The organism is Synechococcus sp. H55.2, assembly GCF_047462495.1.
In the GTDB taxonomy this organism is placed as follows: domain Bacteria; phylum Cyanobacteriota; class Cyanobacteriia; order Thermostichales; family Thermostichaceae; genus Thermostichus.
In genome coordinates, this window is record NZ_JANSJH010000042.1 from 1 (window position 1) to 11,604 (window position 11,604).

At 59.7% G+C, this 11,604-nt stretch carries 10 protein-coding genes and 1 tRNA gene; 3 read left to right on the forward strand and 8 right to left on the reverse strand.

The window, feature by feature from the left end:
* Positions 1-1,846 (reverse strand): pyruvate formate lyase family protein (locus tag NW844_RS06765; RefSeq protein ID WP_414334585.1); only part of this gene is annotated, 1,846 nt, incomplete at its 3' end.
* A gap of 397 nt (positions 1,847-2,243) precedes the next feature.
* On the opposite strand from NW844_RS06765, the gene NW844_RS06770 reads away from it, so the two are divergent.
* Both NW844_RS06770 and NW844_RS06775 read left to right on the forward strand, forming a co-directional pair.
* On the forward strand, positions 2,244-3,287 hold the full coding sequence (locus NW844_RS06770; RefSeq protein WP_414334587.1) for a VOC family protein: 1,044 nt from the start codon (positions 2,244-2,246) through the stop codon (positions 3,285-3,287).
* A gap of 127 nt (positions 3,288-3,414) precedes the next feature.
* Complete coding sequence (locus tag NW844_RS06775; protein WP_414334588.1) at positions 3,415-4,023, forward strand: chromophore lyase CpcT/CpeT; 609 nt, start codon at positions 3,415-3,417, stop codon at positions 4,021-4,023.
* Positions 4,024-4,038: 15 nt separating this feature from the next.
* On the opposite strand, the gene NW844_RS06780 is transcribed toward NW844_RS06775, so the two are convergent.
* The 7 genes from NW844_RS06780 to NW844_RS06810 form a co-directional block, all read right to left on the reverse strand.
* On the reverse strand, positions 4,039-4,305 hold the full coding sequence (locus NW844_RS06780) for a hypothetical protein (protein ID WP_414334589.1): 267 nt from the start codon (positions 4,303-4,305) through the stop codon (positions 4,039-4,041).
* A 131-nt stretch (positions 4,306-4,436) separates the two neighbouring features.
* On the reverse strand, positions 4,437-5,048 hold the full coding sequence (locus NW844_RS06785) for an ATP-dependent Clp protease proteolytic subunit (RefSeq protein WP_414334591.1): 612 nt from the start codon (positions 5,046-5,048) through the stop codon (positions 4,437-4,439).
* Positions 5,049-5,082: 34 nt separating this feature from the next.
* Positions 5,083-5,370 carry a Uma2 family endonuclease gene (locus tag NW844_RS06790; RefSeq protein WP_414334593.1) on the reverse strand — a complete coding sequence of 96 codons (288 nt, stop codon included), beginning with the start codon at positions 5,368-5,370 and terminating at the stop codon, positions 5,083-5,085.
* Between the two features lie 17 nt (positions 5,371-5,387).
* Positions 5,388-6,023 carry an ATP-dependent Clp protease proteolytic subunit gene (locus tag NW844_RS06795; protein ID WP_414334595.1) on the reverse strand — a complete coding sequence of 212 codons (636 nt, stop codon included), beginning with the start codon at positions 6,021-6,023 and terminating at the stop codon, positions 5,388-5,390.
* 161 nt (positions 6,024-6,184) lie between these two features.
* Positions 6,185-8,659: an ATP-dependent Clp protease ATP-binding subunit gene (locus NW844_RS06800; RefSeq protein ID WP_414334597.1), complete on the reverse strand. Its 2,475-nt coding sequence runs from the start codon at positions 8,657-8,659 to the stop codon at positions 6,185-6,187.
* Between the two features lie 119 nt (positions 8,660-8,778).
* Positions 8,779-8,852 (reverse strand) — tRNA-Arg (locus NW844_RS06805).
* 150 nt (positions 8,853-9,002) lie between these two features.
* Entirely contained in the window at positions 9,003-10,085 is a 1,083-nt protein-coding gene (locus NW844_RS06810; RefSeq protein WP_414334598.1) for a tocopherol cyclase family protein, read from the reverse strand.
* 213 nt (positions 10,086-10,298) lie between these two features.
* Between NW844_RS06810 and NW844_RS06815 the strand changes: the two genes are divergently transcribed.
* A complete protein-coding gene (locus NW844_RS06815) occupies positions 10,299-11,603 on the forward strand; it encodes a CmpA/NrtA family ABC transporter substrate-binding protein (RefSeq protein WP_414334600.1) in 1,305 nt (434 codons plus the stop codon).
* Position 11,604: the final 1 nt, after the last annotated feature.

The window sequence follows — 11,604 nt, forward strand, 5'->3', positions numbered from 1 at the left end:
ACTGGGTGGGAATGGCGTTGCGGTAGGTTTTGTGCTTGCGCAGCTCCGCCATGAAGGTCTGCACCAATTGCACCGCAATCTGGTCAACCCGGTCGTCGTTGTTGCCGTATTTGGGGAAGTCGCCCTCCACCGCGTAGTCCACCACCAAGCCGCGCTCGTCCCGAATCGCCCGCACCCGCGCGTACTGGATGGCCGAGAGGGAATCCGCCACCACCGATAAGCCAGCCAGGCCAAAGGCCATCGTGCGCAGGATATCCCGGTCGTGCAGGGCCATCTCCAGGCGCTCGTAGCAGTACTTGTCGTGCATGTAGTGGATGATGTTCATGGTGTTGACGTAGGTCTTGGCCAGCCAGGCCATCATCTGCACCAGGCGCGGCCACACCTCGTCGTACTCCAACACCTCAGAGGTGATGGGGGCATAGGCCGGGGCCACCTGCTCACCGGAGATCTCATCCCGACCGCCATTGATGGCATAGAGTAGGCACTTGGCCAGGTTTACCCGCGCCCCAAAAAACTGCATCTGCTTGCCAATGCGCATGGCCGATACGCAGCAGGCGATGCCGTAGTCATCCCCCCAGTAGGGGCGCATCAGGTCGTCGTTTTCGTACTGGATGGAGCTGGTTTCGATGGAGACCTTGGCGCAGTAGCGCTTGAAGGCTTCCGGCAGCCGCTCCGACCAGAGCACCGTTAGGTTGGGCTCCGGCGCCGGCCCCAGGTTGTAGAGGGTGTGCAGCATGCGGAAGCTGGTCTTGGTGACCAGAGGTCGCCCATCCAGCCCCATGCCGCCAATGCACTCAGTTACCCAGGTGGGATCGCCGCTGAAAAGCTCGTTGTACTCCGGCGTGCGCAAAAACCTGACCATGCGCAGCTTCATGACAAAGTGGTCAATGAGCTCCTGGGCCTCTTCTTCGGTGAGGATCCCGGCCTGCAGATCCCGCTCGATGTAGATGTCTAGGAACGTGGAGACCCGCCCCAGGGACATGGCGGCACCGTTTTGCTCTTTGACCGCTGCCAGGTAGGCTAGGTACAGCCACTGGATGGCCTCGCGGGCATTGGTTGCTGGCCGGCCCAGGTCAAAGCCGTAGCTGGCCCCCATTTCCTTGAGCTCGTGCAGGGCTTTGATCTGCTCTGAGAGCTCCTCCCGCAGGCGGATGGTCTCTTCATCCATCGTGTCCAGGTCGAGGCTGGCTTTTTGCGCCTCCTTGTCTTCAATCAGCCGATCCACCCCGTAGAGAGGTACCCGCCGGTAATCACCGATGATGCGGCCCCGCCCATAGGCGTCCGGCAAGCCGGTGATGATGCCAGAGCGGCGGCAGCGGCGCATCTCCTCCGTGTAGGCGTCGAAGACCCCGTCATTGTGGGTCTTGCGGTATTTGGTAAAGATCTCCTTAACCTTTGGATCCAGCTCGTAGCCGTAGGCCTTGAGGGCCGTCTCTACCAGGCGGATGCCGCCAAAGGGCAGGATGGCCCGCTTCAGGGGCTTGTCTGTCTGCAGACCTACAATTTGCTCCAGCTCCCGGTCGATATAGCCCGGCGGGTGGCTGGTGATGCTGGAAGGAAGGTCGGTGTCGGCATCCAAAACCCCCCGCTCCCGCTCCAGCGCCATCAAATCCTTAACCTTGGCCCACAGCCGTTGGGTGCGCTCGGTGGCCGGCGCCAAAAAGCTTTCATCCCCGGTGTAGGGAGTGTAATTGCGCTGAATAAAATCTCGGACATCGATGCAGCGCTGCCACCGTCCCGGCAGAAAATCTCTCGCAACTGCTTGATCAGATACTTTGCGTTCTGTATTTTTTTCGGCCTTCGATTCTGTAGACAAAGCTACAGAACGCTGCGCGCTCGCTATCATAACAATCCTCCCAACTATGACGCCTGACAACTCCGCCAATAGGCTGACAATAGGGCAAGGCGGCGCCCCAGCAACTGCCAAAAGCTACAACAATCTTTGCAAAAGAGAGGGCCTGGTGACTGACTTGAGGGAGAGCTTTTAGCAACTCTGCTGTTTCTTTTTTTGGATGTTGGCCATACACCTCGCCCACTTCAATTTTAGTCCTTTGCCCTGCGAAGATGTTTTTGTGGGCGCATTTTTAAGCGTGTTTTTAATGTTGTCTTAAGGGTTTGCTGGAAAGGGTTTTGACCTTTTCCCTTGCCAAAGGGCCAGCCTATGCTGGGTTAGGGCGGCCCCGGTTACCTGTTGCCGGGAAAACACCAGAACACCTGGCGTTCGCGTTAGCCGTGCGCTTTCTATGAACCAGTCCATTCGAATTGTCCAAGGGATCCATCACCTGCACTTCTACCTTTGGGATCTGCCCCGTTGGCGGGAACACTTTTGTCGGGTTTGGGGCTTCCGACTAGAAAGCGAGGCCGGCAACACCCTGGATCTGCGGCAGGGATCCCTGCGCGTGCGCCTGTCTCAGCCGGCACGGGCGGGGGACGAGGTGGATCGCTATTTGCAGCAGCATTCGCCGGGGGTGGTGGATGTGGCTTTGGCGGTGGGGGAGCAGGAGCTACCGGCCTTGGCGGAGCTGTTGCGGGGGCGAGGCGCCCCAGTGGAATGGATCCCGGCAGCAGCGGCGCTCTGCCTCCACACCCCCTACGGGATCCGGCATTCTCTCGTCCCCGGCCCCTCCAACGTCACCCCTGCGGAAGCAGGCCTGTTCTCCCATTGGGATCACGTGGTGTTGAACGTGGAGCAGGGATCCCTGCAGGCGGCAGCCGACTGGTATGGCCAGGTGCTGGGCTGGCGGCATCTGTACCGTTACAGCATCCACACCGACACCTCTGGCCTGGAAAGCGTGGTGGTAGGGGATCCAGAAGCCGGGATCCAATGGGCCATCAACGAACCCACCTGCGCCGCTTCTCAGATTCAGGAGTTTTTGGATGCCCATGGTGGCCCGGGCATTCAGCACGCGGCGCTGCACAGCCCGGATATCGTTGCCAGCCTGCGGCGGTTGCGGCAGGGGGGAGTGGACTTTTTGCAGGTGCCGCCGCAGTACTACACCAGCCTGGAAAGGGAGTTGGGGTTGGCGCTCCGTTCCGCCCTTGGACAGGCCATCTCCTGGCAAGACCTGGTGGAGCAGCAGATCCTTCTGGATGCCACCCTGCCCGCCTCTGATGGCCAGGATCGTCCCCTTCTGCTGCAAACATTTACCCAACCTCTATTTGGCCGGCCCACCTTTTTCTTTGAAGTCATTCAACGGCTAGGCCGGGCCACAGGCTTTGGAGAGGCCAATTTTCAAGCCCTGTTCGAGGCCCTGGAGCGGCAACAGCGGCAGCGACAACAGCTATGACCAGCCAAGCCAATCTTGACCTCTCCAGACAAGATCGAGGCGGCCCCTACTGCTCGGCCCCCACCCCCCCTTGGCATAGCCGTACAATCGAGAAATCCCTGAAGACAGGCAACCCTCTTTCCTGCCCATGACAGCTTCTGCTGCGGCAACTGCCGATTCCGACTTGCAGACCTTGGCCGATTGGCTAGAAGGCTACTACAGCAACCGCGCCCAAGCCATGGCAGAACCGGTGTGGTTTGTGCCGGTCAGCCTCTGGTACGTGCGCCTACCCCGCTTGTTTTCAGAGGGGATCGGCTTTTTTACCGAGCAATTTAACGAGCACACGCCGGGCCGGTTTTACCGCAGCCGAGTGCTGCAGTTGTTGGCGGATCCCTTGCGGATCGAGAACTACAAGTTGCGGGATCAAGCGGCTTGGGCAGGCGCCTCTCAGGATCCGCAGCGCTTGGCGCAGCTTTCTCTGGCAGACCTGGAGCATTTGCCCGGCTGCCGCATTTTGGTGGAAAAACGTCCCAACTGCTTTCATGGCCAGATGCTGCCGGGCGGCGGCTGCCGTCTCAACCCCGGCGACAGCACCTACATCCACATCGAGTTTGACCTCACAGCCCAGGAATTCATCACCTGGGATCGCGGCTTTGACGCCACCACCGGTCAGCAAACCTGGGGATCCCGCGCCGGCCCCTACCGCTACCAGAAAGGGATCCCTCCTCGCCCTTGGGGAGAGGGGAACAGGGGGTGAAGGCCAGATCAAAGGCTATGGGAACAAAAAAGGAAACAGGTCGCGCAACCCTTTGCGCAGCCTGAGCAAAAAGATCAGCCGCTCCACCTCTGGAGAAACAGATCCGGTTTCGGGCCGGGCCCCCAGCGCTGCTTGGAGTTGCAGAGCTTCGCCGGCGGTGAGGGGCTGATTATCGACCGGAGAGCGAGCCTGCAAATCTGGCTGAGCCCGCAGCACCTCCTCAGGGAGCTCAAAAGCCGGGGGCAAAGCCAAAGCTGGATAGGGGGGATACAGCAGGAACACCAGCAGACCGGCCCATCCACTGCTCCTTCTGACCCAATGCTTTCGGTTCACTGGATGCCAATCTCCCGGTTCACTCCGCTTGATTCGGAATCTTGCCCAGGTCTTCTTTTTGCGGCGAGCCAAAATCCCCCTTAGCTGGCCATGGCTTCCGAGCGCTCTTGGATCACCCGGTCGACAATTCCATAAGCCTGGGCTTCCGTGGCCGAGAGGTAAAAGTCTCGCTCCACATCCCGCTCGATTTTCTCCAGCGGTTGGCCGGTGGTTTGCGCCAAGATCTCATTCATGCGCCGTTTGACCCGCAGAGTTTCGCGGGCGCGAATTTCGATATCGCTGGCCTGGCCTTGGATCGTGCCCAGAGAAGGCTGGTGCAGCATGATGCGGGAGTGGGGCAGGGCAAAGCGTTTTCCCTTGGTGCCGGCAGCCAGCAAAAAGGCCGCCATCGAGGCTGCCTGGCCCACGCAAACGGTTACGATGTCCGGCTTGATGTGGTTCATGGTGTCGTAGATGGCCATGCCCGCCGTCACAGAGCCGCCCGGAGAGTTGATGTACATCACAATGTCTTTTTGCGGATCCTGGGAGTTGAGGTAGAGCATCACCCCCACGATAGTATTGGCCAAATTGTCATCGATGGGCTCGCCAATAAACAAGATCCGCTCTTGGTAGAGGCGGTCGTCGAGGCTGATCCACTGGCTGTAGGGCTCACCGGGCAGACGGTAGGGAACGCGGGGCACTCCAATCGGCATAAGTTTCTCCTGGCAAAGTATGCAGCACGGAACACTACACAGAACGACGCGCTTGCAAGATTTCTTCCACGCTCAAATCTAGCTGGGGCAAAACCGAGGCAACAATGCGTTCAGGGCCGGTTTTAACCTCGTCTTCGTATTCCCCACCAACCCAGCGCAACACGGAAACCGACTGCTTAGCGGGATCCCCAATCCAGTATTCCGGGATCCCACCGGCAGCACAGTCTTTGCGCTTGTCTTGATAATCGCGTTTTTCATAAGGCCAGTTCGTGAGGCGTAGGTACCCCTCCGCCGTTAAAGGCTGTGCAGGGACTTGAACCATCGACGGAGCCCTCTGTTTTAATTTTTGGCTGTTGCCAACTTCGGCAAGACTTTGGAGCTGGTCAACACCTGGTCGATGAGGCCGTAGGCTTTGGCCTCTTCCGGAGTCATGAAAAACAGCCGCTCCGTGTCCTTCTTGATGCGCTCCAGAGGCTGGCCCGTGCTGCGAGACAATTCCTCCAGCATCATGTTGCGCAGGGTCAAGATCTCGCGGGTGCGAATTTCAATATCGCTGGCCTGTCCGCGAGTGCCACCGTAGGGCTGATGCAGCACGATCGTGGCATTGGGCAAGCTGGCCCGGAACCCTTTGGCGCCCGCCGCCAACAACATGGCTGCCATACCGATGGCATTGCCAATGCAGATGGTATGCACCGGCGGCTTGATGTAGTTCATCGTATCCAAAATGGCAAACGCTGCCGTGTCGTAGCTGTAGGTGCCCGTCGAGTTGATGTACATCTTGATCGGCTTTTCCCGATCCTCGTACTGCAAATACAGCAGTTGTTCCACAATCAGCTTGGTGACGTTGGCATTCGACTCCTCTGCTAGGGGCAGGCCCAGGTAGACAATGCGCTCCTGCAACAGCAGCGAGGCCAAATCGGGAGGCGGAGTCCGAACCGGAGCGCCGCCATAGTAGTAGTAGGTCGATTGCACCATGCCAAAGTTCTCCTACGGCCAATCCCTTGACTCTAAAGACAACTGCCTAGAACAGCAACACAGACGAAGGATAAGAGCAAGGGATCCGAGAACAGCAGCGGATCCCTTGTCTTCCTAGCAACCAGAACCTGAAGGGGAGACACAGATGCCCCGCCGCAGCTTTACTCCGCTCCCTGCGGCAAGAGAACCCGCTCCGGCTGCGTGACCAGCACCTTGGGCTTGCGCTCCTCGTCCACATCGATGAGGACTTCCGAGCCCTCTTTGACGTGGCCGGTCAAGATCTCTTCCGCCAAGATGTCTTCCAACAGGCGCTGAATAGCACGGCGCAGCGGACGCGCCCCATAGCTGGGGTTGTAGCCCTCCTCCACCACCAAGTCTTTGAAGCGATCGCTGACCGTGAGGCGGATTTTCTTCTCCGTCATGCGGTCGAACACTTCCTTGAGCAGGATGTCGGCAATCTGCTTCACCTCGTCCTTGGTCAGTTGCCGGAAGACAATGATCTCGTCCACCCGATTGAGGAACTCAGGCCGGAAGTACTGCTTCAGCTCTTCGTTTACCAGGTTGCGGATGCGGTTGTAGTTTGCATCTTCGTCGTTGGTGTTGAACTCGAAGCCGAGGCTGCCGCCGCCCTTCTCGATCACCTTCGAGCCGATGTTAGAGGTCATCACGATCAGGGTGTTCTTGAAGTCCACCGTGCGGCCCTTGGCGTCGGTCAGGCGGCCATCTTCCAGAATCTGCAGCAGCAGGTTGAACACATCCGGGTGGGCCTTCTCGATCTCGTCGAAGAGCACCACCGTGTAGGGACGGCGCCGCACCGCTTCCGTGAGCTGGCCCCCCTCGTTGTAGCCGACATATCCGGGCGGGGATCCGATCAGCTTGCTGACCGTGTGCCGCTCCATGTACTCCGACATGTCGAGGCGGATCATGGCCGACTCGGAGCCGAAGAAGTAGGCCGCCAGGGCCTTGGTCAGCTCGGTTTTGCCCACCCCCGTCGGGCCGGAGAAGATGAAGCTGGCGATGGGGCGGTTGGGGTTTTTCAGCCCCACGCGAGCGCGACGAATGGCACGGGAAATGGCCCGCACCGCCTCATCTTGGCCGATGATGCGCTGGTGCAGGGTTTCCTCCATGTGCAGCAGCTTCTCCGACTCGCTCTCGGTCAGCTTGGCCACCGGCACCCCTGTCCAGGCGCTCACCACCTGGGCGATGTCCTCTTCGGTGACCTCCGGCATCTCCTCGCGGCTGCTTTCCTCAGCCTTCTTGGCAGCAGCAATGGCGCGGATCTGCTGCTTGATCTCCATCTCCCGATCCCGCAGCTCACCGGCCCTGTCGAAGTCTTGGGCCCGCACCGCGGCATCCTTCTCCTTGAGCACCCGCCGCAGCTCCTGATCCAGCTCCCGCGCCGCCGGCGGCAGTTGCGAGTTGATCAGGCGCACCCGTGAAGCCGCCTCGTCGATGAGGTCGATGGCCTTGTCCGGCAGGAAGCGGTCGGAGATGTACTGGTCGGCCAGCTTGGCCGCCGCATCCAAAGCCGCATCGGAGATCTTCAGCTTGTGGTGTTGCTCGTAGCGCTCCCGCAGACCAAACAGGATCTCGATCGTCTCTGAAACGCTCGGCTCGCCCACCATAATCGGCTGGAAGCGACGCTCCAGAGCGGCATCTCGCTCGATGTGCTTGCGGTACTCATCCAGCGTGGTGGCGCCGATGCACTGCAGTTCGCCGCGGGCCAGGGCGGGCTTGAGAATGTTGGCAGCATCGATGGCCCCTTCGGCAGCCCCGGCCCCGATGAGGGTATGCACCTCGTCGATGACTAGGATGATGTTGCCGGCGTTGCGGATCTCATCCATGATTTTCTTGAGGCGCTCCTCAAACTCGCCGCGGTACTTGGTGCCGGCCACCAACAGGCCGATATCCAAGCTGATCACTCGCTTGTCGGCCAAGATATCGGGCACATCCCCCTGCACAATGCGCTGGGCCAGACCTTCGGCAATGGCGGTCTTGCCGACGCCCGGCTCGCCGATGAGGACGGGGTTGTTCTTGGTGCGGCGGCCCAAGATCTGGATCACCCGCTCGATTTCCCGCGTCCGACCCACCACCGGATCCAGCTTGCCCTCTTGGGCCAATTGGGTGAGGTTGGAGCCGAATTCGTCCAGGGTTGGCGTTTTGGTGCGGCTGGAAGACCCACCCCCTGCCGTCACTTCGGCGGTCTCGCCCAACATGCGGATCACCTGGGTGCGCACCTTGGACAGATCCACCCCCAGGTTTTCCAGAACGCGGGCGGCTACCCCTTCCCCTTCGCGGATCAGGCCCAGGAGCAGGTGCTCAGTGCCGATGTAGTTGTGGCCGAGCTGGCGAGCTTCCTCTAAGGAGAGCTCCAGCACTCGCTTGGCGCGGGGAGTGAAAGGGATCTCGACAGCCACAAAGCCGGATCCCCGGCCAATAATTTTCTCGACTTCAATGCGGGCGTCCTTCAAGTTCACTCCCATGGACTTGAGAACTTTGGCGGCGACCCCAGTGCCCTCGCCGATTAACCCCAACAAGATTTGCTCGGTGCCAACGAAATTGTGACCTAACCGTCTGGCCTCCTCCTGGGCCAGCATGATCACCTTGATGGCTTTTTCTGTAAAGCGTTCAAACATGATCCTCGGGCTCCCTACGCCTGCATCAAGGCGGACTTGATAGGGGTAATCCTAACACAGGATTCAGGCCAACTAAGGTAGGGTAAATACCCCAGACGAAAAATCATCTGGGATCGTGACGCGCCTGGAGAGATTTGAACTCCCGACACCGTGGTCCGTAGCCACGTGCTCTAGTCCACTGAGCTACAGGCGCAAGCTATCTACCTACAGGAAAAGCAAAACAGCCACGGTTGAAGACCTGTCTCTCCTCTTCAGAGATGGACGCCTATCAGTGTGGCTTAGGTATTCTAGCACAAGAGCGTTTTTGGGAAAGTCCAAGGGGGGTGTAGATATCCGCCAAGGTTCAACAATGCCCTGGCCAGGAGCGCAGAACTTCTCCCCCCACCTCGAGGCCGGCTTGGGAGCTGCTGGCCGTGAGCACCTGGATCCAGACTTGGCCGTTGCGCCGCCACAGGCGGGCTTGTAGATGCCCGGCCAAGGTGTCGCGGCAGTTGCGCCGCATCCCTTGCGGGCCAGGGGTGAAGACGGTTTGCCCAGGCTGCCGTGTATGACCTTCTACTTGGATGCACCAGTGGGATCCCTCACCGCGCACCTGCCAGGATCCCCAGGGATCTACCTGCCAGCTTAGCCGCGCTTGGCCGGGCCGCCATTCCAAAAAAGGCTGGGATCCCCACCCATGCAAGCTGATTAAGGCGACTTCTTCGGGGCGGGTGAGCACCTGTCGCTCGGCTCCGGCGCAGGTGAGGCTGAGGCCGGGATGGTCGGGAAAGGCGTTGCACTGGATCCAAAACCAGCGACGAGGGAAGCTCTGCCCCCAGTTTTTTTCGGCGTAGGCGGGGGCCTGCTCGAATGCGTAGCGCCTGCCCCGCCACTCCACCCAGCCGCTGGCCAGGCCGTGGCTCATCAGGATCTGCCAGCCCGGCTCAAAGATGGGCAGATAAGACCAGGCTCCCATGGTGGCCCGCGGCGGGATCCCATAGGCGCAGCAGGGTTGGATGCGATAGAGCCAGCGAACCGGCTCGGCCCGGGTGGGATCTGGCAGGATCCCTTGGTTGAGGTGGGCGCTGTATTGGTAGCCGCTGGCGGTGCGCTGGAAAAAGGTGAGGGGCTCCTGCAGCCCTCGCCAGCTCTCGCCTGGCCCGCCGGAGTGCCCCAAGGCCAGATGCCGCCAACTGGCCCAGAAGCGCTGCGGGTTGGGGAAGGTGCGCCACTGCAGCTCCTCGTCCGGCCCCAACACCTGTGCCATGCCTCCTCGCCTGGGATCGATGGCGTACATGAAGGCAAAGCTAAGGGGCGGATCCCCGGGCAAGGTGACACGGCTGTACCAACCTTCAAAAAACGGCTCGGCACAACCGTCCCAGTGATAGCCGGCATGGGGCAGGGATCCCCCATCCGTTGAGCCGTTTTGCTTAAAGCCCTCTGCCACCGGAGAGCAACTCCTTCGAGAATCGCCAAAAGATAGGGAAAAACCTATAGATACCAAAAGAATAATTGTATTGTTTCTATGCCTGTCTGCTTTTAGGATATCAACCAAGCTGAGATTTAAGGATTTCTTTACGAGGGGAATCCGTCGGTCTAGCGGCTTGAACTGGAAAGGTTTTGCTTGGCGCTCACATATTCTGTCAAAGATGAGGTGATCATGACATCACGTCGCAGCTTTTTATTGTCCGCGGGTGCAGCCACAGTGGGTGGGCTTGTGAGTGGCAGCCTAGCACGGGCCAGTACGGGCTACTGGGTTGCTCAAGCCAGCGGCCCGGAAACCCCCAACCTCAGGCTGGGTTTTATTCCGATTGTGGAATCTGCCCCTCTGATCATCGCCAAGGAGAAGGGCTTTTTCGCCAAGCACGGCATGACCGGCGTAGAGGTGTTGAAGCAGGCCAGTTGGCCGGCAGCCCGCGACAACGTGGTGATCGGCTCGGCGGGTGGGGGCATTGACGGCGGCCAGTGGCAGATGCCGATGCCCCATATGATCCACATCGGCGCCATCACCAACAACCAGCCGGTGCGCATGGCGGTTCTGTGCCAGTTGATCACCCAAGGCAACGGGATTGCCATTGCCGGAATGCATGCGGGCAAGGGCTTGGGGCTGGATGTTTCCGGAGCCGCAGACTACATCAAAAATTTCAGCGCCAGCAACGGACGCAAATTCAAGGCCGCCCATACCTTCCCCAACGTCAATCAAGATTTTTGGATCCGCTACTGGCTGGCTGCTGGGGGGATAGATCCGGATCAAGACATCGACCTGTTGGCGGTACCCTCTGCCGAGACGGTGCAGGGGATGCGCAATGGCACCATGGATGCTTTTAGCACCGGGGATCCCTGGCCCTACCGGATTGTGGCCGATAAAATCGGCTTCATGGCGGCCCTCACCCAGCAGATTTGGCCTTTTCACCCTGAAGAATACTTGGCCATTCGCGCCGACTGGGTGGAGAAAAACCCCAAGGCCACGCAGGCCACTTTGATGGCGGTCATGGAAGCGCAGCAATGGTGCGACGATCCGGCCAACCGTGAAGAGCTGGTGCGCATCCTTTCGGGGCGTGCTTATCTAAATGTGCCGGTCGAGGTTCTCACGCCTCCTTTTCAGGGCAAGTACGAATTGGGAGACGGCAAGCCGGCTGTTCAAGATTTCAGCGCCGGGCCCCTGTACTGGGAAGATGGGCGGGGCAGCGTCTCCTATCCCTACAAGAGCCATGACCTCTGGTTCTTGACGGAATCGCTGCGTTGGGGCTTCCACGCTCGCTTCCTCAAGGATCTGGATACTGCCCGCCGTCTGGTGGATGAGGTCAACCGCGAAGATCTCTGGCGCGAGGCCGCCCAGGCTTTGGGGGTGAAGAACATTCCCAGCAACACTTCGCGAGGAACGGAGCGTTTCTTCGATGGGGTGGTGTTTGACCCTCAAGATCCCCAGGCCTACTTGAACAGCCTGAAAATCAAGAGGGCCTAGT

Excerpts from the sequence above, each read along its gene's own strand:
- NW844_RS06770 (WP_414334587.1), top strand. The coding sequence starts at position 2,244 with ATGAACCAGTCCATTCGAATTGTCCAAGGGATCCATCACCTGCACTTC.
- NW844_RS06775 (WP_414334588.1), top strand. The coding sequence starts at position 3,415 with ATGACAGCTTCTGCTGCGGCAACTGCCGATTCCGACTTGCAGACCTTG.
- NW844_RS06785 (WP_414334591.1), bottom strand. The coding sequence starts at position 5,048 with ATGCCGATTGGAGTGCCCCGCGTTCCCTACCGTCTGCCCGGTGAGCCC.
- NW844_RS06790 (WP_414334593.1), bottom strand. The coding sequence starts at position 5,370 with ATGGTTCAAGTCCCTGCACAGCCTTTAACGGCGGAGGGGTACCTACGC.
- NW844_RS06795 (WP_414334595.1), bottom strand. The coding sequence starts at position 6,023 with ATGGTGCAATCGACCTACTACTACTATGGCGGCGCTCCGGTTCGGACT.
- NW844_RS06800 (WP_414334597.1), bottom strand. The coding sequence starts at position 8,659 with ATGTTTGAACGCTTTACAGAAAAAGCCATCAAGGTGATCATGCTGGCC.
- NW844_RS06815 (WP_414334600.1), top strand. The coding sequence starts at position 10,299 with ATGACATCACGTCGCAGCTTTTTATTGTCCGCGGGTGCAGCCACAGTG.